This window comes from Aminobacter sp. MDW-2 (genome assembly GCF_014250155.1).
GTDB lineage: Bacteria > Pseudomonadota > Alphaproteobacteria > Rhizobiales > Rhizobiaceae > Aminobacter > Aminobacter ciceronei.
Map to the genome: position 1 here is coordinate 5,621,157 of NZ_CP060197.1, position 22,913 is coordinate 5,644,069.

At 63.6% G+C, this 22,913-nt stretch carries 22 protein-coding genes; 5 read left to right on the plus strand and 17 right to left on the minus strand.

Translation table 11 applies throughout. The features are described from left to right. Nucleotides 1-5: 5 nt before the first annotated feature. The gene (locus H5P29_RS27705) at nt 6-1,199 is read right to left on the minus strand and encodes an aspartate aminotransferase family protein (RefSeq protein WP_067965417.1); all 1,194 of its coding nucleotides are present in this window, start codon (nt 1,197-1,199) and stop codon (nt 6-8) included. A 354-nt stretch (nt 1,200-1,553) separates the two neighbouring features. On the opposite strand from H5P29_RS27705, the gene H5P29_RS27710 reads away from it, so the two are divergent. Beyond that, nucleotides 1,554-2,072, plus strand: a complete 519-nt coding sequence (locus H5P29_RS27710; protein WP_067965418.1) for a GcrA family cell cycle regulator — start codon at nt 1,554-1,556, stop codon at nt 2,070-2,072. An 89-nt stretch (nt 2,073-2,161) separates the two neighbouring features. Here H5P29_RS27710 and H5P29_RS27715 read toward each other — a convergent pair whose 3' ends face one another. The 5 genes from H5P29_RS27715 to H5P29_RS27735 form a co-directional block, all read right to left on the minus strand. Further along, the gene (locus tag H5P29_RS27715; RefSeq protein ID WP_154387160.1) at nt 2,162-3,175 is read right to left on the minus strand and encodes a magnesium and cobalt transport protein CorA; all 1,014 of its coding nucleotides are present in this window, start codon (nt 3,173-3,175) and stop codon (nt 2,162-2,164) included. An 89-nt stretch (nt 3,176-3,264) separates the two neighbouring features. Continuing rightward, nucleotides 3,265-3,990: a phosphate signaling complex protein PhoU gene (phoU, locus tag H5P29_RS27720; protein WP_067965420.1), complete on the minus strand. Its 726-nt coding sequence runs from the start codon at nt 3,988-3,990 to the stop codon at nt 3,265-3,267. A gap of 167 nt (nt 3,991-4,157) precedes the next feature. Next, nucleotides 4,158-4,808, minus strand: a complete 651-nt coding sequence (locus H5P29_RS27725) for an SdpI family protein (RefSeq protein ID WP_067965422.1) — start codon at nt 4,806-4,808, stop codon at nt 4,158-4,160. Beyond that, on the minus strand, nt 4,805-5,074 hold the full coding sequence (locus H5P29_RS27730; protein ID WP_067965423.1) for an autorepressor SdpR family transcription factor: 270 nt from the start codon (nt 5,072-5,074) through the stop codon (nt 4,805-4,807). The genes H5P29_RS27725 and H5P29_RS27730 overlap by 4 nt, the downstream gene beginning before the upstream one ends. A gap of 146 nt (nt 5,075-5,220) precedes the next feature. Then, nucleotides 5,221-6,498: an ATP-binding protein gene (locus H5P29_RS27735; RefSeq protein WP_067965424.1), complete on the minus strand. Its 1,278-nt coding sequence runs from the start codon at nt 6,496-6,498 to the stop codon at nt 5,221-5,223. Between the two features lie 98 nt (nt 6,499-6,596). Between H5P29_RS27735 and ppk2 the strand changes: the two genes are divergently transcribed. Next, on the plus strand, nt 6,597-7,535 hold the full coding sequence (gene ppk2 / locus H5P29_RS27740; protein WP_083948698.1) for a polyphosphate kinase 2: 939 nt from the start codon (nt 6,597-6,599) through the stop codon (nt 7,533-7,535). A gap of 700 nt (nt 7,536-8,235) precedes the next feature. Then, on the plus strand, nt 8,236-9,078 hold the full coding sequence (locus H5P29_RS27745) for a transporter substrate-binding domain-containing protein (protein WP_154387161.1): 843 nt from the start codon (nt 8,236-8,238) through the stop codon (nt 9,076-9,078). A gap of 16 nt (nt 9,079-9,094) precedes the next feature. Here H5P29_RS27745 and H5P29_RS27750 read toward each other — a convergent pair whose 3' ends face one another. Continuing rightward, nucleotides 9,095-9,508, minus strand: coding sequence for a tellurite resistance TerB family protein (locus H5P29_RS27750; RefSeq protein ID WP_067965428.1), 414 nt, complete (start codon nt 9,506-9,508; stop codon nt 9,095-9,097). A 156-nt stretch (nt 9,509-9,664) separates the two neighbouring features. On the opposite strand from H5P29_RS27750, the gene H5P29_RS27755 reads away from it, so the two are divergent. Together H5P29_RS27755 and H5P29_RS27760 are read left to right on the plus strand one after the other, a co-directional pair. After that, entirely contained in the window at nt 9,665-11,314 is a 1,650-nt protein-coding gene (locus tag H5P29_RS27755; RefSeq protein ID WP_154387162.1) for a lysine--tRNA ligase, read from the plus strand. 91 nt (nt 11,315-11,405) lie between these two features. After that, nucleotides 11,406-11,783, plus strand: a complete 378-nt coding sequence (locus H5P29_RS27760; RefSeq protein ID WP_083948802.1) for a GNAT family N-acetyltransferase — start codon at nt 11,406-11,408, stop codon at nt 11,781-11,783. 1 nt (nt 11,784) lies between these two features. On the opposite strand, the gene H5P29_RS27765 is transcribed toward H5P29_RS27760, so the two are convergent. From H5P29_RS27765 to H5P29_RS27810, 10 genes are all read right to left on the minus strand, one after another. Then, nucleotides 11,785-12,588, minus strand: a complete 804-nt coding sequence (locus tag H5P29_RS27765; protein ID WP_067965434.1) for a thermonuclease family protein — start codon at nt 12,586-12,588, stop codon at nt 11,785-11,787. A 1-nt stretch (nt 12,589) separates the two neighbouring features. After that, a complete protein-coding gene (locus tag H5P29_RS27770) occupies nt 12,590-13,240 on the minus strand; it encodes a helix-turn-helix transcriptional regulator (protein ID WP_067967097.1) in 651 nt (216 codons plus the stop codon). A 129-nt stretch (nt 13,241-13,369) separates the two neighbouring features. Next, nucleotides 13,370-13,675, minus strand: coding sequence for a hypothetical protein (locus tag H5P29_RS27775; RefSeq protein ID WP_154387163.1), 306 nt, complete (start codon nt 13,673-13,675; stop codon nt 13,370-13,372). Between the two features lie 76 nt (nt 13,676-13,751). Next, entirely contained in the window at nt 13,752-14,297 is a 546-nt protein-coding gene (locus tag H5P29_RS27780; RefSeq protein ID WP_067965439.1) for a thioesterase family protein, read from the minus strand. Between the two features lie 6 nt (nt 14,298-14,303). Further along, nucleotides 14,304-16,523, minus strand: a complete 2,220-nt coding sequence (locus H5P29_RS27785; RefSeq protein ID WP_067965441.1) for a 3-hydroxyacyl-CoA dehydrogenase NAD-binding domain-containing protein — start codon at nt 16,521-16,523, stop codon at nt 14,304-14,306. Between the two features lie 22 nt (nt 16,524-16,545). Continuing rightward, complete coding sequence (locus H5P29_RS27790) at nt 16,546-17,754, minus strand: acetyl-CoA C-acetyltransferase (RefSeq protein ID WP_067965446.1); 1,209 nt, start codon at nt 17,752-17,754, stop codon at nt 16,546-16,548. A 31-nt stretch (nt 17,755-17,785) separates the two neighbouring features. Further along, nucleotides 17,786-18,958, minus strand: coding sequence for an acyl-CoA dehydrogenase family protein (locus H5P29_RS27795; protein ID WP_157097166.1), 1,173 nt, complete (start codon nt 18,956-18,958; stop codon nt 17,786-17,788). A gap of 63 nt (nt 18,959-19,021) precedes the next feature. After that, nucleotides 19,022-20,818: an acyl-CoA dehydrogenase gene (locus H5P29_RS27800; protein WP_154387165.1), complete on the minus strand. Its 1,797-nt coding sequence runs from the start codon at nt 20,816-20,818 to the stop codon at nt 19,022-19,024. A gap of 349 nt (nt 20,819-21,167) precedes the next feature. After that, on the minus strand, nt 21,168-21,950 hold the full coding sequence (locus H5P29_RS27805; RefSeq protein ID WP_067963119.1) for a TIGR02186 family protein: 783 nt from the start codon (nt 21,948-21,950) through the stop codon (nt 21,168-21,170). Beyond that, the gene (locus tag H5P29_RS27810) at nt 21,950-22,876 is read right to left on the minus strand and encodes a sulfite exporter TauE/SafE family protein (RefSeq protein ID WP_067963116.1); all 927 of its coding nucleotides are present in this window, start codon (nt 22,874-22,876) and stop codon (nt 21,950-21,952) included. Before H5P29_RS27810 ends, H5P29_RS27805 begins: the two co-directional genes overlap by 1 nt. Nucleotides 22,877-22,913: the final 37 nt, after the last annotated feature.

A 22,913-nucleotide genomic window follows, 5' to 3' on the forward strand; every position in this document is an offset into this window, starting at 1 on the left:
TGGGTTCAGCCGCCGCTGGCGGCGGCCTTGGAAAGGCTGGCAGCTCCGGCGCGAACCCGCGCGAGCGCCTCTTGGATGTCCGCGTCGCTGGTCGTCAGCGGCGGCAGCAGGCGGATCACATTATCACCTGCGGGCACCGCAAGCAGCTTGTGGTCACGCAGCGCCATGTTCACCTTGGTGTTGGGCATGGTGCATTTGAGACCGAGCATCAGGCCGGAACCGCGGATACCCTCGATCACGTCGGGGAACTCGTCGGCGACGGCGGCAAGGCCCTGCTTGATCAGCAGTGCCTTGCGGCTGACCTCATCGAGGAAGCCTTCCTCGAGCACGACGTCGAGCACGGCATTGCCGACGGCCATGGCAAGCGGATTGCCGCCAAAGGTGGTGCCGTGCACGCCGGCAGTCATCGCGCTTGCTGCCTCTTCGGTGGCCAGGCAGGCACCCATCGGGAAACCGCCGCCGATGCCCTTGGCGATCGCCATCAGGTCCGGATTGACGCCGGCCCATTCATGGGCAAACAGCTTGCCGGTCCGGCCGATGCCGCACTGGACTTCGTCGAAAATCAAGAGCAGGCCGTGCTTGTCGCAAAGCTGGCGCAGGCGCTTCAGGGATGCGGTCGGGAACGGACGGATGCCGCCCTCGCCCTGCACCGGCTCGAGCATGATCGCCGCCGTCTCCGGTCCGATCAGCTTCTCCGCCGCATCGATGTCGTCAAAAGCGACCTGGTCGAAGCCTTCGACCTTCGGACCGAAGCCCTCAAGATATTTGGCCTGGCCGCCGGCGGCGATTGTCGCCAGGGTGCGGCCATGGAAGGCGCCCTCGAAGGTGATGACGCGGTAACGCTCGGGATGCCCCTTCACATACTGGTAGCGGCGCGCCGTCTTGATCGCGCACTCCAGCGCTTCCGCACCCGAGTTGGTGAAGAAGACGCGGTCGGCGAAGGAGTTTTCGGCCAGGCGTTCGCCAAGCCGGCTCTGGCCGGGGATCTGGTACAGATTGGAGACGTGCCAGAGCTTGGCAGCCTGCTCGGTCAGTGCCTGGACGAGATGCGGATGGCTGTGGCCCAACGAATTTACCGCGATGCCACCAGCAAAATCGAGATATCGCTCGCCGGTTTCGGTGATCAGCCAGGAACCCTCACCTCGCTCGAAAGCCAGAGGTGCACGAGCAAACGTCTCGAAAAGCGCCGAACCGCTCATTATATGTCTCTCCGAAGCCCGGAAAATCAAAAAGCCGCCTCAGAGCGGCGGCCTGCGGCTATATCAGGTTTTTCTGCCATGAAGTCAACGAAAACGTCGCTTATGCCAGCGCATTCCACGCCACCCGTTGCCGCGTAGCCACGTTATCTCGGCAAGTTGGGGAAAACCGTAAAAACCGAATCGTGCTGCCCTCTCGGACTCTTGTCACGGAGTCAGCGCATCGGTAATTGTAATTGAGAAATAACTAGATTTCGTGCGGCGGACATAATCACCGAATAGATGTGGTGTCCAACCGGCTTTGCCCGGACGGAGAAGGATTCCGAGTACTGCGCGTTAAATCAGGAGCACTGTCTCATGAATTGGACTGACGAGCGGGTCGAACTACTCAGGAAATTGTGGTCGGAAGGTCTGAGCGCGAGCCAGATCGCGGCGCAATTGGGCGGCGTCAGCCGCAATGCCGTCATCGGCAAGGTTCACCGCCTGAAATTGTCGAGCCGCGGCCGCGCGACGGCTGCCCCGGCGCGTCAGAAGAAGACGACGCAGGCAACGACCGCGACCAAGACTGTGCAGCGCACAGTCACGGCGACGCGCACCGTGACCGCCAGCATCGGCGCAACCGCGCTGCAGGCGCAGTTCGAGGTCGAGCCGGTTGCCCGCCAGTACATCCGCCCGGTTGAGAACGTCGTCGTGCCGATCTCGCGCCGCCTGCAGCTGGTTCAGCTCAGCGAGCGCACGTGCAAGTGGCCGAACGGCGATCCGCTGAGCGAAGACTTCAGTTTCTGCGGCAACGAAGCCGGTGAGAGTGGGCCCTATTGCGGCTACCACTCGAAGATCGCCTTCCAGCCGGCCTCGGAGCGCCGCCGCTCGCGCTGAGCGAATAGCAAATAGTACAATTGAAAAAGGCCTCGGATCGCCAAGCGTTCCGGGGCCTTTTCTTATCCGCTACTCACCATTTGCTGCTCTCACAGCCACCCGTTCTTCCTGAAGCGCCAGTACAGGATCGAGCAGATCGTCGCGATCGCGACCAGCACGGTGGGATAGCCGTACTCGAAATGCAGCTCGGGCATCTCGGCAAAATTCATGCCGTAGATGCCGGCAAGCGCCGTCGGCACGGCCAGGATGGCCGCCCAGGAGGCGAGCTTCTTGGCGATCGCCGTTTCCTGGCTTTGGCCGACAAGCAGGCTCGCCTCGAAGGCGAAGGCCAGCACCTCGCGCAGATTGTCGACCTTTTCCAGCACGGTGCGGATATGGTCGGTGACGTCGCGAAACAGCGGATGCATCGCCGGTCGCAACTGCGGCAGGTCGGCGCTGGTCAGGCGGCGACAGACCTCGACCAGTGGGCCGGCGGCATTGCGCAGGCGCAACAGGTCACGCCGCAGCATGTAGAGCCGCTCGATGTCCTTCGACGTCATCGGCCGCGCCAGAACGCCATCCTCGATGAGGTCGACCTCTTCCTCGATCTGCTCAAGCACCGGCATGTAGTTGTCGACGATGAAATCGAGGATCGCGTAGAGAATGAAGTCCTCGCCTTTTGCCAGCGCGCTCGGACAGCTTTCCCAATGCTGGCGGACAGCGGCATAGGAGGTCGAGACGCCGTGGCGGACGCTGACGATGTAGCCCTTGCCGACGAACATGTGTGTCTCGCCGAAATTCACCCGACCCTGCACCAACTGCGCTGTGCGTGCGACGATGAACAAGGCATCGCCATATTGCTCGATCTTGGGACGTTGGTGCGGATGCTCGGCGTCCTCAATGGCAAGGTCGTGCAGATTGAACTGGCGCTGCACCCTGAGCAGCAGCTCGCGGGCCGGCTCGAGCAGGCCAATCCAGACGACGTGGCCTTCCTTGGCCGCCCAGAGGCCGGCTTCTTCGATCGGGATGTCGGCAATACGACGGCCGCCGAAATAGACGCTGGAGGCGACGACACCGCCTTCCAGCTCGGGGTCCTTGTCGAACTTCCTGGCCAGTTCGGTCATGCTGCACCCCTGCGGGGATCAGCCCCGCCAATCGGAGACTATTCTAGACCTTCACCACCCGGCGCAGAAGAGCCCGCGTCCATCGTGGCTCAGCCCGACTTTCCCTCGCCTTCCAGCGTCACGCGATGGCTCTTGTCTTCCTTGGGGCGCTCGGGCGGCATCTGCTCTCCGGTGACGATGTAATAGATCGTCTCGGCAATGTTGGTGGCGTGGTCACCGATGCGCTCGATGTTCTTGGCGACGAACAGCAGGTGCGTGCACGGGGTGATGTTGCGCGGATCTTCCATCATGTAGGTCAAAAGCTCGCGGAACAGCGAGGTGTACATGGCGTCGATCTGCTCGTCGCGGTCGCGCACGAAGCCGATACGCTCGACCGAACGCGAGGCGTAGACGTCGAGTACTTCCTTGAGCTGGGTCAGCGCGAGTTCCGCCAACGCCTCCAGGCCGCGGAACAGGCTGTTGGGTTGCCGGCCCTCGGCCACCGCCAGCACGCGCTTGGCGATGTTCTTGCCAAGGTCGCCAACGCGTTCGAGATCGGCCGAGATACGGATCGCGCCGACGATCTCGCGCAGGTCGGTCGCCATCGGCTGGCGCCTGGCGATGATCAGGATCGCCTTGTCGTCGATCTCGCGCTGGGCCTCGTCGAGCACGATGTCGTCCTGGATCACCCTCTGGCCAAGTGCCGGGTCGGCATTGACCAGAGCGGCGATCGCCTGATCGACCATACGCTCAGCCTGGCCGCCCATCGCGGCGATCTTCCGCGCCAGGAATTTCAGCTCGTCGTCGTAGGCACTGACAATGTGTTGTGACTGCATGGCCGAATTTTCTTTCGTCGGTTCCCGTTGGGGAATCGTGATCCTGAATCTAGCGCTTTACGCTAGCCGCATGACGGAAAAAAGAAACCGGGGAAGGATTTAGCGCCGGCGCGACGAAATCTGCCAGGTCTGCACATCGGAAAGATCGCTTTGCCGGCTTCGGGCAATCATCGCGTGTGATTGGCCAACCGGTAACTGTAGATGCCACCCACGAGCAGCGGCACCAGGAACGCCGCCAGCAGTGCGGCGATCAGCCAGGTCGGATGCTGCACCAGCAGCGCGCAAACCACCAGCACGATGCCGCCGGCAACGAACAGCATGCCGGTCAGCCGCTGCGTCGCGCGCCAGAGCGCGGGATCATTCATGATCCACGGCAAGCGCACGCCGGCGATGGCATTGGGCTGGGTTTTGGGCATGACGTTGCCCACAAGGATCAGCATGACGCCAAGCGACAGCGTGATGACGCGCACCATCTGGTCGGGGTAGCCGAGGCCGATCAGCACGATCGAGCCCTGGATCGTCAGCATCAGCCCGGTCATGAGGGGTATGACGGTCGCAAAGGCATGTTTGCTCGACGCCATCTGCTCCGGTCCCGCCCGGTTTCCGATGAAGGCCAGCAGCACCGACAGCGTAACAACCGCCACGGGCGTCAGCAGCAATGCCGTGTCGCGCGGCCAGAATGCATCTGCCTCGCCGCTCGGCCCCCAATGGATCGGCAACATCGTGCCCGCCGGCACCAGCAGGTAACCGGCAAGCGTGACGGCAGCGAGGGCTGCCGCAAGCGCCAGATTGATGCGCGAAAACAGGGCCTGCTTCATGGTTCCTGGTCCTTCAGGCTGAGGAGTCCTGTTAGGGCCTCCTCGAGGATCGACGTGTTGAGGTGATAGATCAGGCTCGTGCCGCGCCGTTCGACAGCGACCAGCTCGGCCTCCTTGAGCTTGTTGAAATGCACCGACAGCGTCGGTTTGGTCAGATCGAAATGCCCTGCCAATTCGCCCGCGCTCAGCGGCCCGTTCTTGAGCAACGCCAGGATCCGCCGCCGGACCGGGTGTGAAAGCGCCTCAAAAACCGCATTGATCCCCATCTGGCCGCCGTTGATTGTGTCTGCGCTATTATTTAGAAATTCTTCTAATTAGAGTCAATGCGAATTATCGAAATGCAGAAGCGTCGACCGGCTGCCCATGCCAGGCGGTCGACGCTGCATGCGACAAGGCAAGTTTTGCTTGCGGCTCAGGCGATGGGGAAATGCACTGTGAAGGCCGATCCTTCGCCCAGCTTCGAGCGGATCGACAGCCTTGCGCCATGCCGCGTCAGGATGTGCTTGACGATCGACAGGCCGAGGCCGGTGCCCTTCTGCGCACGGCTGGTCTCGACATCGACGCGGTAGAAGCGCTCGGTGACGCGTGGAATATGCTCTTCCGGAATGCCCGGACCGAAGTCGCGGACGGTGACTTCAAGCTCGGCTTCGCTGCCCTGCCCGACGCGCCGCATCGTCACCTGCACGCGCCCGCCCGACTGGCCGTATTTGCAGGCATTTTCGAGCAGGTTCTGGAACACCTGGAACAGCTCGTCGCGGTCACCGTGAACCTCGAACGAACCATCGCCGAAATCGCGCTCGACGACCACGCCGGTCTCTCCGGCCAGAGGGCCGAGCGAGGCGATCACCGCGTCGACCGTCTGGCGCAGGTCGACGCGGACGCCGGGCTTGAGATAGGGCTTCATCTCCAGCCGCGACAGCGACAAGAGATCGTCGATCAGGCGAGCCATGCGGCCGGTCTGGTTCTGCATGATCTGCAGGAACTGGTCGCGCGCATTGGGATCGTTGCGGGCCGGACCGCGCAGCGTCTCGACGAAGCCGGCGATGGAGGCGAGCGGCGTGCGCAGCTCATGGCTGGCGTTGGCGATGAAGTCGGCGCGCATACGGTCGATACGGCGCGCCTCGCTCTGGTCCTTGAACGCCAGCACGAACAGCCCGGTGCCGCGCCCGACCGCCGACGCGGTGACGCGATAAACACGCTCGAACGGCACCCGCTCGACATAGTCCGTAGCCTGCCCGTTGCCCGCGCCCGCCAGCACCGTCTCGATCAGCGCCTGCATTTCGGGCGCACGGAACTTCAAAAGCAGCGGAAGGTCGGGCCTGATCGCGCCGAAGGCCGTCTCGGCAGCCGCATTGGCATGCACCACCGTGCCGTCGCGGTCGAAGATGATGAGCGGATCGGCAACTGCTGCCGCCAGCTTCTCGCCCGACAGCCTGTCGAGCAGCGAGCGCTCGATGCCGGCGCTGGCCTCGGCCAGCCGGCGGGCTGCCGGCGTGCGCGGCGCGACGAGCGCGAACAAGATTAGCGCTGCAATCGTCCCAAAAGTGAAGGGCACGGAGACGCCGCCGAAGAAATGGACCGCGAGGACGGCAAGGATCGCCGCGGCCAACATCCAGCGGTTCTGGTACAGCCGGCCGACCCCGATCCGCGCCGTGCGCCTTGCCTTCGTCTGCGTGGTGGTCTCTGCCATACGAACGTTTCCGGTGCCGCAGCACCCGCAAGAAGCCTCTGGACCGCTTCCAAGCCACCCAATAGCATGACTTGCCGAGCTGGAAAGGTGCCGAGGTCATGAAAAAAGACAAGGAAAGCAAGAAGGACAACGCCGCCAGCGCGGCGGTTAAGGTCGATCCGGTGCCGGTCGCCGGCCCCGTCGAGATCAGGATCGGCAAGGAAGAGCGCAGCTTCGACATCAACGACCCCGTCCTGCCCGACTGGATCGACAAGAAGGCGCTGACGTCGGGCCACTATCCCTATGACGACAAGCTGCCGCAGAAGGAATACGAAAAGACGATCGAACAGCTGCAGATCGAACTGGTCAAGCTGCAGGCCTGGTTGCAGGCCGTCGGCAAGCGCGTGCTCGTCCTGTTCGAGGGCCGTGACGCCGCCGGCAAGGGCGGCACCATCGCTGCGGTGCGCCAATACCTCAACCCGCGTACGGCGCGCGACGTTGCTCTGACCAAGCCGACCGAGACCGAACGCGGCCAATGGTATTTCCAGCGCTACGTCGAGCATTTCCCGACCTCGGGCGAGTTCGTCACCTTCGACCGCTCCTGGTACAACCGCGCCGGAGTCGAGCCGGTCATGGGCTTCTGCACGCCCGAGCAGCACCGCCAGTTCCTCGACGAAACGCCGAACTTCGAGAAGATGATCGTCAACGAGGGCATCCATTTCTTCAAGTTCTGGCTCGACATCAGCCAGGAGATGCAACTCAAGCGTTTTCACGACCGTCGCCACAGCCTGCTCAAGAGCTGGAAGTTCTCGCCGATGGACATTGCCGGCATCAGCAAATGGGACGACTACACCAGGGCGCTGAACCTGATGGTCGAAAAAACCCACACCCAGCACGCGCCATGGATCGTCGTCCAGGCCAACGACAAGCGGCGCGGCCGCATCGCGGTCATCCGCCATATCCTGCGGGCATTGCCTTATGAAGGCCGCGATCTCGACGTTGTCGGCAGGCCCGACGGCAAGATCATCGCCGAAGGCATGAAGTTCCTGAAGGACTAGCGGTTTGAAGGCAAATGAGTGAGCTCGCGCGGCGGCGCCGATGCGGTGTATTCGCCCAATGGGGCGACCACCGGCATCGCTCCAACAGCAAGCACCACCTGCCCATGGCAGCATCGCCCAACACGCCGTCGCAAACGCGCACAGCCTTCAGAAGCTGCGGCGGTCTTTTGGTTTCAGCGCAAGCCGGCAGCGCCATACCAGCCTCATAGGCGTGGTGCCGTCTGCTTCGTCGAACGCCTGAGCTTCGGTGGCGCGCAATACAGCGCGGACGCAGAAAAAGCGGGGCGGATGGTCGCGTGACTGGAGTCAACCGCAACCATCACGCACCCACGGCCTGCGAGCCGTAAATTTGGATACTACGACAGTAATCGAACCAAGCCACGCCAGCTGTTTCAGACAGCCCGCACGCGCAGGTGCGTCCCCCCCAAGGCGACTGGTCCAGTTGCATTGCAACACCCCCATGCTGCAACTCCCCGCAGGCGATTATGCATATTGGCCCATTTGAGGCCATGCCCCGAACGGGTGAGACGCCGACTAATTAACTTAGATTGTCTTTTTCACCTCGGGGCTTGTGACCCTTGTGGTGCATTGTTCCACAATCGCTTTGCCTGCGCGCGACGACGACGCTAAAGCTTCTGCCAGTGATCATCGCGACGCGTGTCCAGACCGGACACGCGGCAACCGAAGGCCCGGAGCAGACATGAACCCCGCACCGCTGATGCTTGCGATCGTCATGTCGCTTGCAACACTGCCCGGCCCGGCCCGGTCGGCCGAACCGCAGGTGCCGGTGCTGTGGGACAGCAAGGAGCGGCTGCCGAAGCCTGATCTGTCGACGCTGCCGCGCCTGCGCTTCCTGACCACCACAGATTTCCCGCCCTTCAACTTCATCGACAAGGCGGGCCGCCTGTCGGGCTTCCATGTCGACCTCGCCCGCGCCATCTGCGCGGAACTCGGCATTGCCGAGAAATGCCAGATCCAGGCCCTGCCCTGGAACGAGCTCGGCAGCGCGCTGAACGCAGGCGAAGGCGAAGCCCTCATCGCCGGCGTGCCGGCAACGGCCGAGACGCGCGAAAAATACGCCTTCTCGCGGCCCTATCTGCAATTCCCGGCGCGCTTCATCATGAAGAAGGCGCAGGCCGTCACCGAGCCGCTGGTCGACAAGCTGCGCGACAAGCGTGTCGGCGTGATCGCCGGCTCGGCGCATGAGCGTGTGCTCAGGGACTATTTCGGCAATCTGAAGGTCGTCACCTATGCCAAGCCGGACTGGCTCAACGCAGACCTCAAAGACGGCAAGCTCGACGCCGTCTTCGGCGACGGCATGCGCCTGTCGTTCTGGCTGAGCGGCACCGACGCCGTCGGCTGCTGCCGCTTTGCCGGCGGGCCCTACCTGGCGCCCGAATATCTCGGCACCGGGCTTGCGATCGCGACAACGCCAGGCAATGCCGCACTTGCCGCAGCCTTCGACTACGCGCTGCACGAAATCTCGGCCAAGGGCACCTTCGCCGAGCTCTATCTCCGCTACTTCCCGGTCAGCTTCTTCTGACCAAGGCTCGACCGGCTCAGGTCAGGGAGCGGTGGCGGGCCTTGGTGGCGCGCTCGATTGCAGCGACAGTCAGCGCGTCGACGCTCAGGTGATGGCGCAGGCGCTGCAGGATGCGCACCTCCTCCATCCGCATTTCGAGATCGACTGAAGCCACCTCGAAGGCCGCCGCATAGGCCGTGTCATGTAGCCGCTCCGGAATTGCCCGGCGGGCGAGTTCGAGCACGCCTTCCAGCCCCGGCTCCTCGTGCAGCAGCTCCTGGCAGTCCTGTGCCACGCCGATCAGCCGCTTCTGGTCGAAGTCCATGAAGACGGGCCAGGACTTGACCACCTCGCCGATCCGCGCCAGCTCGACATCGGTCATGTCGCGGTCGGAAGCTGAGGTGATGACCATCAGATAGATCAGCGCCTCGTGGGCAGTCGGCAAGGGCATGGAGGTCTCCAAAGTGTTGAATCTCGCCCGAACTTAGGAACGCAACCCCGTCACTGCAACGAAAAATGGCCGGAATCGTTGACGCCCGCGGCATGCGCGCATAGAGCATGGCCGTCTTCGGCGGAAACTCCGCCCAACAATCAAAGGGCTCTCGACATGACGAGATCAAACACCATCGATCTCAACCCCGAACTCCTCGCGGCAGCGGCTGAAAGCAAAGCCTGGCCGTTCGAAGAGGCCAAAAAGATCGTCGAGCGCTACAAAGGCAAAGAATTTCCCGAGATCGTCCTGTTCGAGACCGGCTACGGCCCATCCGGCCTGCCGCATATCGGCACCTTCGGTGAAGTGGCGCGCACCACCATGGTACGCCACGCCTTCCATGTGCTGACCGAAGGCAAGGTCAAGACGAAGCTGCTGTGCTTCTCCGACGACATGGACGGCATGCGCAAGATCCCCGACAACGTGCCGGACCGCGCCTTCCTCGAACCGCACCTGCACAAGCCGCTCACGGCGGTGCCCAATCCTTTCGGCGGCGACTACGCCAGCTTCGGCGACCACAACAACGCCATGCTCTGCCGCTTCCTCGACACCTTCGGCTTCGAGTACGAGTTCGCCAGTGCGACCGAGTATTACAAGGCCGGCAAGTTCGACGCGATGCTGCTGCGCGCCGCCGAGCGCTACGACCAGATCATGGCGGTGATGCTGCCGACGCTGGGCGAAGAGCGCCAGGCGACATACAGCCCGTTCCTGCCGATTTCGCCCAAGAGCGGCCGCGTGCTCTACGTGCCGATGAAGCATGTCGACGCCAAGGCCGGCACCATCACCTTCGACGACGAAGGCACCGAAACCACGCTTGAGGTCACCGGCGGCAAGGTCAAGCTGCAGTGGAAGCCGGACTTCGGCATGCGCTGGGCAGCGCTCGGCGTCGACTTCGAAATGTTCGGCAAGGATCACCAGACCAATGCCGTCATCTACGACCGCATCTGCAACCTATTGGGCGGGCACGCGCCGGAGCACTTCGTCTACGAACTGTTCCTCGACGAGAACGGCCAGAAGATCTCGAAGTCGAAGGGCAACGGCCTCACCATCGACGAGTGGCTGACCTACGCGCCGACCGAAAGCCTTGGGCTCTACATGTACCAGCGCCCGCGCCAGGCCAAGAAACTCTATTTCGACGTCATCCCGCGCGCCGTCGACGAGTACTACACCTTCCTCTCCGCGTATCCGCGACAGGAATGGAAGGAACGGCTGGGCAATCCTGTCTGGCACATGCATGACGGCAACCCGCCCGTTGTCGACATGCCGGTGCCGTTCTCGATGCTGCTCAACCTGGTCAGCGCCTCCAACGCGCATGACAAGGCAGTTCTGTGGGGCTTCATCTCGCGCCATGCGCCCGGCGTGACGCCCGAGACGCATCCCGAGCTCGACAAGCTGACCGGCTATGCCGTCCGCTACTTCGACGATTTCGTGAAGCCGACCAAGACCTTCCGGCCGGCCGACGAGGTCGAGCGGGCGGCACTGGAAGCGCTGGAAAAGGCGCTTGCCGACCTGCCCGCGGGTGCTGACGGCGAAGCCATCCAGAATGCCTCGCTTAACGTCGCGCGCCAGATCGAGCGCTACCAGGACCACAGCAAGAAGAGTCCGGAGGGTGGCCCCGGCGTGTCCGGCGCCTTCTTCCAGATGATCTACCAGGTGCTGATCGGCCAGGAACGCGGTCCCCGCTTCGGCTCGTTCGCAGCCCTTTACGGCATCGCCGAAACCCGGGCGCTGATCACCAAGGCGCTGGAAGGCAAGTTGGCGACCTGACGTGCCACCAGCCGGCGCGGCCGCTGCGTTCAGCCTGGTGCCAGCCCGCGAGGCTGATTTCGAACGCTTGTTCGAGATTAGATTGCATGCAATGCGGCCGAGCCTGGAGCGCATCGGCCGCTTCGATCCAGAGCGGGCGCGTGCCCGCTTTCGCGCGTCGTTCCGCCCCGAGCATACGCGCCTGATCCTGGACCCGGCCGGACAGCTGATAGGCTGCGTCGCCTTTGGCCCACAAGATGGCGCGTTGTTGCTCGAGCACTTCTATCTCGTGCCGCAAGCGCAGGGGCGTGGTGTCGGCGGCGCCATATTGCGACAGCTGTTGGGCGAGGCCAATGAGAGTGCCAAGCCAATCCGCCTCGACGTGTTGCGCGGCAGCGACGCCCGGCGCTTTTACGAGCGCCACGGCTTCGTCGAAACCCATCGCGACGAATTCGACCTCTATCTGGAGCGGTTGCCCGAAAGCGCCTGAATTATTGCGCCGGCTCTTCGACGGCCGGCTCGGATGGTGGCGGCTCGACCGCGGGCAGGCTCGTCCCCACGGGCGTGAGCGTCATCTCGATGCGCGTCGGTACCGGCCCGTAGATGCCCTTCTTCTCGGCCTCGGCCTTCTTGCCCGCCTCGACATAGGGACCACCGGCCTCGGCTTTGGCCCAGCCATTGGCGACCAGCCATTCGCCGACGTCCTGCTTGCCAATGCGGCAGCGGGCAACGATCACGCCGCGCTCGGACTGAGGCGGCACATCGCAGACCACGGCGCGGGAGCGCAGAAAGCTGCGAAACGCCGTGCGCGCCCGCGTTCCGCAGTTCCACTCCTTACCCTCATAGCTGCAGTTTTCGCCGACATCGACGGGGGTCACCCCCGCAATCGCCACACTGAAACCTTTGGCCTCGATCAGGCCTGAAGCCGACGCTACCGGCTGGAACAGTGTTGTGCCGTCCCAATCGTCGGGCATCTTGGGCTTGGGCGGCAACGCCAGGCTGAGTTCGCTCAATGGCGGGCGCGGTGCTTCGCGCACAAGATCGCCCTGCTCGAGCGGCGGCGGGGCGATGTCTTCAGGCGCCACCGGTCTCGACGCAGCCTCGGCATCGAGCGCCTCCGGCTCGACCGCCGACGTGCTACCCTCTTCCGGCGGCGGCATGTCAGGCAGGTCGCTTTCGTCGATCACGTCGATCTCGGGCGCCTCGATCGCCGCGAGCCTGTGCCCGCCCATGGTGACGAGCAAAGCCGCGATGCCGAACCCCGCGGCGGCGACTGCTATGGCTGCCGGACGCACCTTACTGGCTCGCCCACACGATGCGCGCCACCCATTCGACCTCATGGGCCTGAAAACGCCTGATCGGATGCTCGGGATTGAGCGAGACCAGTTCGATGATGCCTTGCGTCTGGCGCTCCAGCACCTTGGCCATGACCTCGCCCGAGATCGTCTTGACCACCACGCGGTCGCCTTTGCGCACCACGGCCCCAGGCTCGACGATCAGGACGTCGCCATTGCGGTAGAGCGGCAACATCGAGTCGCCCTGGACCTCGAGCGCGTAGGAGCTTTCGGTGGCGCGCGCCGGAATCTCGATGAGGTCCCAGCCCTGCCCTGCCGGAAAACCGGCATCGTCGAAAAAGCCGCCGGCGCCGGCCTGCGCGAAGCCGAGCAGCGGCACGCCGGCCGCCCGTTCCCGTCCCTTGGCCCTGCTGACCGTTCGCACCGGTTCGACAAAACCCAGGAACTCCTCGAGCGAGGAATTGGTGGCCTCGATGATCTTGGCCAGCGACTCCGTCGACGGCCAGCGCGGCCGCCCATCGACGGACTGGCGCTTGGATTTGTTGAACGCCGTCGAGTCGAGCCCGGCCTTCTTGGCGAGGCCCGACGCCGAAAGCGAATAACGCTCGGCGAGAGCGTCGATCGCGGCCCAGACACGTTCATGCGAGAGCATGGCGCTCTCCTTCGGACAGGAAAAAATACCTTTCGGCATTTAACCACGCCTGTCGCCGTTGTCCACCGCCAATGCGGACAGCCAGAGTGACCGCGTCGCTGGTCTGCACGCTGCCGCTGATGAAAGGGATCAGCCTGCCAGCGCGGCCATCGCCGCGGGCAGGCCCTTCCTCAAGTCGTCGGCATTCATCACGGGGATCATGTCGACGTTGGCGTTGAAGCCGAAGAAGAAGCGTTCCGCGACCAGCGGCATGTCGGACGAATGGGCCACATCGAGGAAGATGAACGCCGTGCGGCGCCCGGCCTCGGCAGTGAAATAGGCTGCCTCCGGCGTGAGGTCGGCCATGACGCGTTCAATGGCCTGGGGCAGCGAGCCGTCCTTGATCGCCCTGTTGCCGTCTTCGGTGGGGATTGAGACCTTCAGCATCATGCGCATGGCGAACACTCCTCCCAATGCACAATCGTTCAGGTCTCGCTATTTTAGCACTCTCCACCCGCCGCCAGAAGCGGCATCAGTCCTTCGACTTCGCCAGCGTGCGCAGGCCCTTGTGCGAGGCGATGAAGATGCTCTCCTCCTCGCTGGCGTCACGCGGGGTGATGTCGGCGCCGAGCTCGCGCACCAGATCGTCGATCAGCACGAAGCGGCGGTTGGCCCGGTCGTAGACACCGGCGCTGGTCATGATCAGCGCCGCTGTCTCGCCGTTTTCGAGCACGAAGCGGTGCTTGCCGATCACCTCGGAGCCGCTCCAGGTCTCGATTGAGGAGACGACGTCGAAGCGCTTCCACAACCTGATTTCGCGCACGAACACCGTCTGCAGGCCACCCAGCATCGGTGCCCAGCCACGCTTGCGGGCGAGCTCGATCAGGCCCGAGCGCATGAAGATGTCGATGCGACCGACATCGGCCAGCATCATGTAGCGCGCATTGTTGAGATGCATGTTGAAGTCGATGTCGGTCGGCAGGCAGCGGAACGACAGCCGGCCCTCATCGCCAAAACGGTAAGGGCCGCGACGAGATTTCGTCGCGGCCATGCGTGCCAGTCTTGCCCAGACGTACATGCTGCGTCAGGCCGCCTTCTTTTCCTCTGCCTTCGCGTAAGGATCGAAGCGCTGGTAGAAGGTCTCGCCCTTCTCGGCCATGTCGACCAGCAGCTTGGGCGCCTTGAACTCGGCGCCGTACTTCTTCTGCAGGTCCTTGGCGATCTTGACGAACTTCTTGGCACCGATGCCGTCGATGTAGGACAGCGCACCGCCGGTGTAGGGCGCGAAGCCGAAGGCGAGGATCGAGCCGACATCCGCCTCGCGCGGGTCGGTGACGATGCCCTCCTCCATCACGCGCACGGCTTCGAGCGCGATGACCGACAGCAGGCGCTGCTTGATCTCCTCGACATCGACCTTCTCCGGAGCAAGCTGCGGATAGAGGTCCTTGAGGCCGGGCCACAGCTTCTTCTTCGCCGGTTTTGCCGGGTAATCGTAGAAGCCCTTGGTGTTCTTGCGGCCGAGGCGACCATGGCTGTCGACCATGGTGTTGATCAGCGCCATCTGGCGTGGATCGACAGCCTTCTCGCCGAGGTCCCGGATGGTCTGTTTCATGATCTTCTGGGCGAGGTCGACGGCGGTCTCGTCGGTCAGCGCCAGCGGGCCGACCGGCATGCCGGCAGCCTTGGCGGCGTTCTCGATCATCGCTGCCGGCACGCCTTCGATCAGCATCTTGAAGGCTTCCGACATGTAGCGCAGCACGCAGCGGTTGACGTAGAAGCCACGCGTGTCGTTGACGACGATCGGCGTCTTCTTGATGGCGCGGACGAAGTCCATCGCCACCGCAAGCGCCTTGTCGCCGGTCTTCTTGCCCATGATGATCTCGACCAGCATCATCTTGTCGACCGGCGAGAAGAAGTGGATGCCGATGAAGTTCTTCGGCCTAACCGAGTTCTTGCCAAGCGAGGTGATCGGTATGGTCGAGGTGTTGGAGGCAAACACCGCCGACGACTTGAGCACGGCTTCCGCCTTCTCGGTCGTCGCCTTCTTGACTTCCGAATCCTCGAAGACCGCCTCGACCACAAGGTCGCAGCCGGCGAGGTCGGCATAGTCGGCGCTCGGCGTGATCAGCGACAGGAGCTTCTCGCGCTCCTCCGGCTTGGCCCGCCCCTTCTTGACCTGGTCGGAGATCAGGCTGTCGGAGTGCGCCTTGCCCTTGTCGGCCGCTTCCTGGTCGCGGTCGACGAGCACCACCGGGATGCCGGCCTTGGCGGTGACAAAGGCGATGCCCGCCCCCATGAAGCCGGCGCCGATGATGCCGATCTTTTTGAACTTGGTATCGGCGATGCCTTCGGGACGGCGAGCGCCCTTGTTCAGCTCCTGCAGCGACACGAACAGCGAGCGGATCATCGCTGCCGCTTCCCTGGTCTGCATGATCTCGGTGAAGTAGCGCTGCTCTATCCGCAGGCCGGTGTCGAACGGCACCAAAAGGCCTTCATAGACGCATTTCAGGATCGCTGTCGCAGCCGGATAGTTGCCATAGGTCTCGCGGCGCAGGATGGCGATTGCCGGCGGCCAGAGATTGGCGCCTGCGGCAGAATAGACGGGACCGCCGGGCAGCTTGAAGCCCTTCTCGTCCCAGGGTTGGACCGGCTTCAGGCCATTCCTGATCATCGCCTTGGCGGTCTCGATCAGCTTCTTCGGCTCGGCGATCTCGTGGATCAGATTCATGCCCTTCGCCTTCTGCGGCGACAGCGTCTGGCCCGAGGTCAGCATCTGCAGCGCCGACTGCGGGTCGGCAAGCCTCGGCACGCGCTGGGTGCCGCCGGCGCCCGGGAAGATACCGACCTTCACTTCCGGCAGGGCCATCTTGACCTTGTCCGAGTCAGCCGCGACGCGGCCGTGGCAAGCCAGGGACAATTCAAATGCGCCGCCCATGCAGGTGCCGTTGATCGCCGACACCCACGGCTTGCCGCAGGTTTCGAGCTTGCGCCACAACGCGCCCATGCGGCCGGCATTGTCGAACAGGAGCCTGGCTGCCTTTTCCGGATCCTTGGACTTCTCCTTGGCATAGATGCCGAGCATCTTCTGCAGCATGGTGAGGTCGGCACCGCCGGAGAAGGTCTCCTTGCCCGAGGTGATGACGGCGCCCTTGATGCCGGCGTCGGCGACGACCTGGTCGATGATCTTGTCGAGCTCGCCCATCACCTCTTCGGTGAAGACGTTCATCGAGCGGTCGGGCATGTTCCAGGTGACGAGCGCGATGCCATCGGCGTCGGTTTCGACCGTGAAGTTGGTATAGGTCATGTCTGTCTCCTTCCGGCCGAAATCAAACGCGTTCGATGATCGTTGCGGTGCCCATGCCGGCGCCGATGCACAACGTCACCAGCGCGGTGTTGAGGTCCCGGCGCTCCAGTTCGTCGAGTACAGTGCCGAAGATCATCGCCCCGGTGGCCCCCAACGGGTGTCCCATGGCGATCGCGCCGCCATTGACGTTGATCCTGTCGTGCGGGATCTCGAAGGCCTGCATGTAGCGCAGCACCACCGAGGCGAAGGCCTCGTTGAGCTCGAACAAGTCGATGTCGGAGATCTTCATCTTGGCGCGCTTGAGCAGCTTCTCGGTGACGTCGACCGGACCGGTCAGCATCATCGCCGGCTCGGAGCCGATGTTGGAGAAGGCGCGAATGCGGGCGCGCGGCTTGAGGCCCATCGTCTTGCCGGCCTTCTTAGAGCCGAGCAGGACGGCCGCCGCACCGTCGACGATGCCGGACGAATTGCCGGCATGGTGGACGTGGTTGACCTCTTCGAGCTCGGGATAACGCTGCACGGCGACCGCGTCGAAGCCGCCCATCTCGCCGGGGATGACGAAGGAAGGCTGCAGCTGGCCGAGCGACTGCATGTCGGTGGTCGGGCGCATGTGCTCGTCATGGGCGAGGATGGTGAGGCCGTTCTGGTCTTTCACCGGAACCACCGACTTCTTGAAGTAGCCCTTCTCCCAGGCCTTGGCGGCGCGCTTCTGGCTCTCGACGGCATAGGCGTCGACGTCGTCGCGCGAGAAACCATATTTGGTGGCGATCAGATCGGCCGATACGCCTTGCGGCATGAACCAGGCCGGCATGCCGACCGAGGGATCCATGAACCAGGCGCCGCCCGACATGCCCATGCCGACGCGCGACATCGATTCCACGCCGCCGGCGATCACGATCTCGTCGGCACCCTGCGCGATCTTCGCAGCGCCGAAGTTGATGGCGTCGAGGCCGGAGGCGCAGAAGCGCGAGATCTGCATGCCCGGCGCCTTGTTGTCGTAGCCGGCCTCGAAGGCGGCCGAGCGCGGGATCACCGAACCGGCTTCGCCGACGGGATCGACGCAGCCGAAGATGATGTCGTCGACTTCTGCCGTGTCGAAGCCGTTGCGGTCGCGCAGCGCTTCCAGCACCTTGGCGCCGAGGCGCACCGCCGGAACCTCATGCAGCGATCCATCCTTCTTGCCCTTGCCGCGCGGCGTGCGCACGGCGTCATAGACAAAAGCGTCAGCCATTTTCTTGCTCCTTGGTTTCCGGATCGGCTGCTCAGAGCGAGCGCGCGATCAGCAACTTCATGATCTCGTTCGTACCACCATAGATGCGCTGCACGCGGGCGTCGCGATACATGCGGGCGATCGGGTATTCGTTCATATAACCATAGCCGCCAAACAATTGCAGGCACTCATCGACGATCTTGCACTGCAGGTCGGACAGCCAATACTTGGCCATCGAAGCAGTTACCGGATCGAGCCCGCCGGAAATGTGACGGGCGACGCAGTCGTTGTAGAAAACCCTGCCGATGGTCGCCTCGGTCTTGAGTTCGGCCAGCTTGAACTGGGTGTTCTGGAAATCCAGGATCGCCTTGCCGAAGGCCTTGCGGTCCTTGACGTAGTCGATGGTCACGGCCAGCGCGCGCTCGATCATGGCAATCGCGCCGGTGCCGATTTCCAGCCGCTCCTGCGGCAGCTGTTGCATCAGTTGAACGAAACCCTGCCCCTCTTCCTGCCCGAGCAGGTTGGATGTCGGCACGCGCACGTCGTTGAAGAACAGCTCCGAAGTGTCATTGGCCTTGAGCCCGATCTTGTCGAGGTTGCGGCCGCGCTCGAAACCGTCGACCTCGTCGGTCTCGACGACGATCAGCGAGGTTCCCTTGGCGCCCTTGGACGGGTCGGTCTTGGTCACCACGATGACCAGGTTCGCCAGCTGGCCGTTGGTGATGAAGGTTTTGGAGCCGTTGATCCGGTACTGGTTGCCGTCCTTTTCGGCTCGCGTCTTCACACCCTGCAGATCGGAGCCGGCACCCGGTTCGGTCATGGCGATGGCGCCGATCAACTCGCCGGTCGCCATCTTGGGCAGCCACTTCTTCTTCTGCTCTTCGGAGCCATAGTGAAGGATATAGGGGGCGACGATGGCATTGTGCAGGGCGATGCCGAAACCGTCGACGCCGACATGGCCGATCGCCTCGATGATCGCGCTCTCATGGGCGAAGGTGCCGCCCGAACCGCCATATTCCTCGGGAATCGAGGCGCAGAGCAGGCCAGCAGCACCGGCCTTTTCCCAGGCGGCACGGTCGACGATCTCGTTCTTCTCGTAGCCGTCATAATGCGGAAGGATCTCTTCCGACATGAAGCGGTGTGCCATGTCGTAGAGCATCGCCACGTCGTCCGCGGCCCAGGCGGGCTTCGGGAGCCCCAGAACATCTGCAGGAATTGTCGCCACGATCTCCTCCGCGTTTCGACGCCGCAATTGCGAGGCGGCCGCGAACGGCCGCCAGGTCTTCGATCAGAACGCCTCCGCGGCGAGCGCCATCATCGTCGCCGAACCGGTCGACAGGCGCGCGAGATGCGCCGAGGTCTCGGGCATGACGCGCTCCATGAAGTAGCGCCCCGTCACCAGCTTGGTTTCGTAGAAATCAGCCGAACCATTGGCGCCTGTTGCCAGCTTGTCCTGCGCCGACTTGACCATCCGACCCCACATGTAGCCAAGCGCGACGAGGCCGAAGAGATGCATATAGTCGGTCGAGGCGGCACCGGCATTGTCCGGATTGGCCATGCCGTTCTGCACCAGCCACATGGTCGCTGCCTGCAGGTCGTTAAGGCCCTTCTTCAGCGCCTTGGTGTAGGGCGCCATCTGCTCGTCACCGCGATTGGCCTCGCAGAACTCGCCGACTTCCTTGAAGAAGGCCTGCACGGCGCGGCCGCCATTGAGGCCGAGCTTGCGGCCGACGAGGTCGAGCGCCTGCACGCCGTTGGCGCCCTCATAGATCATGGCGATGCGGGCATCGCGCACGAACTGGCTCATGCCATGCTCCTCGATGTAGCCGTGGCCGCCGAAAATCTGCTGCGCCATCACGGCATGCTCGAAGCCCTTGTCGGTCAGCACACCCTTCACGATCGGGGTCATCAGACCCATGTGGTCGTCGGCAGCCTGGCGCTCGGCGCCGTCCTCGGAACGGTGGGCGACGTCGGAATTGATGGCGGTCCACAGCACCAGTGCCCGGCCGGCCTCGTTGAAGGCCTTCATGGTCATCAGCTTGCGGCGGATGTCGGGGTGGACGATGATCGGATCGGCCTTCTTGTCAGGCGCCTTCGGCCCGGTCAGCGAGCGGCCCTGGATGCGGTCCTTGGCATAGGCGACGGCGTTCTGATAGGCAATTTCGGAAACCGCCAGGCCCTGCAGGCCGACGCCGAGGCGCGCCTCGTTCATCATCGTGAACATCGCCTTCAGGCCGCCATTGGCCTCGCCGATCAGGAAACCCTCGGCCTCGTCATAATTCATGACGCAGGTCGAGTTGCCGTGGATGCCCATCTTCTCCTCGATCGAGCCGCAAGAAACGGTGTTGCGCGCGGCGGGGTTACCCGAAGCGTCGAGCTTGAATTTCGGCACGATGAACAGCGAGATGCCCTTCACGCCTTCCGGCGCGCCCTCGATACGGGCCAGCACCAGATGGATGATGTTCTCGGACATGTCGTGCTCGCCGGCCGAGATGAAGATCTTCTGGCCGGAGATCCGATATGAGCCGTCGCCATTCGGCACGGCCTTGGAGCGGAGGAGGCCGAGATCAGTGCCGCAATGCGGCTCGGTCAGGTTCATGGTGCCGGTCCAGGTGCCCTCGACCATCTTCGGCAGCCAGGTCGCCTTCTGCTCGTCCGAACCATGGACGAGGATCGCGGCCATCGCGCCTTGCGTCAGGCCGGGATACATCATCAGCGCCATGTTGGCGGCCGACATGTATTCGCCGACAGCTGAATGAACAGTGTAGGGAAGGCCCTGCCCGCCGTGCTCGACTGGTACGGCCAGCCCCATCCAGCCGCCTTCGCGATACTGGTCAAAGGCTTCCTTGAAGCCCTTGGGCGTCGTCACCGAGCCATCGTCGTTGCGGACGCAGCCCTCCATGTCGCCAACGCGGTTGAGCGGATGCATGACGTTTTCGGCGAGCTTGGCGCCCTCTGCGAGGATCGCCTCCAGCACGTCCGGGCTGGCGTCGGAGAAGCCGGCGAGGTTGCTGTAGCGCTCGTAGCCGAGCACGTCATTGAGCACGAAAAGTGTGTCTTGGACCGGCGCGCGAAATGTCGGCATTGCTCTTCCTCCAGCAAATGTGAGCCGGTTCCGGCCAGACGGTATGCGACGGGGAACCGCTTGTCGAACCGCGATTAGCAAAAATTGACGTTTGCGTAAACGTCAATTTTTGCGAATCCGCAATTCGGCGAAATTTTCCTTGCGTTTTGAGCTTTTTAGGAGGTCGTCAGCACTGAGCAGGCGCTGGCCGGGCGGAAAGGCGCAGGCGCCTGCTGCTTGGCTGCTTCCGCCCTTGCCAATGTCGCCGTGACAACGCCGGTGCCGGACTTGCCGATATGAGGATGCGATAGCCAGTCAGCCGTCGAGTGCCGGCGACCACCGAGCGGAAGCACAGAGCTTGGCCTCCCCTTCAGTCCTTCCTGAAGATGATCCTGCCGAGCCAACCGGTGAGCATGGCCAGCCCGATGGCAAAGAGGCCGTAGCCGAAGCCGTGGTCGGTGGCGAAGCGAAAGATGGTCTGCTCGAAGCCCGACTTGACGATGGCCAGCTGGGCCGAGGTTTCCTTGATGAAGATGCCGTTGCGAAACAGGAAGGCACGCGCCTTGTGGGTGCCGACCGGCACGTTGGGGGCAAGGTGCAGCGTGGCGCGGAACAGGCTCTGCGACAGGAACTGCACGCCGCCGATATTGTCGGAGTAGAGCCCGGTCGCCAGCTTGCGCTCGCGCAGCGCCTCGGTGAACTCCTGGATGGTCAGCGGGCTGTCGCGCTTGTCCTCGGGCTCCATGTAGATGTTGTTGGCGCCCAGTGAGAGCTGGCGGTAGTTGTTGGGATCGGTGATGTCCTGCGGCTGGCGGGTGGTCGCCACCGAATAGGACATCGGCACGTTGACGAAGGTCTCGGACTGGGTGTTGATCCACATGCCGAGCACGCGGCTCTTGCGCCGCACCACCACCGGCCGCGCCGGACCCTCGAGCACGACATAGACGTCGTAGCGGCCCTGGCGGTTGATCAGCGGGTCGGCGTTTTCGAGCGCCCCGAAGATGGTGAGGTCGGCACCGGCGAAGTCGGCGGTGATGGCGACGCGGTCGGTCGAAAGCCCGATCTGGATGCTTTCGGGATGCGCCGGCTCCTGGGCGCGCACTGGCCCCGCTGCCGCGAGCATCAGGGCTGCGAGACATGCCGCGACCCGCATCACAACAGCCCGCTCACGCCGGTCAGCGAATAGAGGTTCTGCGGCTTGACGAACAGGTCGAAGCCGAGGCGCAAGGCAACCGCCAGCACCAGCAGTGCGAGCAGCGCGCGCAGCTGTTCGCCGCGCAGCTTCTGGCCGGCCTTGGCGCCGTATTGGGCGCCGGCAACGCCGCCGACCATCAGGACCAGCGCCAGGATGATGTCGACGGTCTGGTTGGTCGAGGAGTGCACCAAGGTGGTGAAGGCCGAGACGACGACGATCTGGAACAGCGAGGTGCCGACGACGACGTTGGTCGGCACCTTGAGCAGATAGATCAGCGCCGGCACCATGATGAAGCCGCCGCCGACGCCCATGATGGCGGAGAGGAAGCCGATACCGGCGCCGATGCCGAGCACCGGGATGACCGAGACGAACAGCTTCGAGGTGCGGAAGCGCATCTTGAAGGGCAGGCGGTGGATCCAGTTGTGCTGGCCCGACTTCTTCAGGGCCGGCGGCACGCCGCCCTTGGTGAGCCGCAGCGCATTGACGCTTTCGATCAGCATCAGCCCGCCGACGGTGCCCAAGAAGACGACGTAGAGCAAAGAGATGAACAGGTCGAGCTGGCCTATGGCGCGCAGCAGCGCAAAGACGAAGCCGCCGGCCGCCGAGCCGGCGATACCGCCGATCAAAAGCACCGTGCCGAGCTTGAAGTCGAGCGTGCCGCGCTTGAGATGGGCGAGCGCGCCGGAGAAGGACGAGGCGATGACCTGGTTGGCGCCGGTGGCGACAGCGATGGCAGGCGGGATGTTGTAGAAGATCAGAAGCGGCGTGATCAGGAAACCGCCGCCGACCCCGAACATACCAGACAGAAAGCCGACCGCCGCACCCATCGCCAGGAGCACGAACACATTGACCGACATCTCAGCAATCGGGAGATAAATGCCCACCCGTCAGACTCTGCAAATCGAATTGTTGCCGACGCCC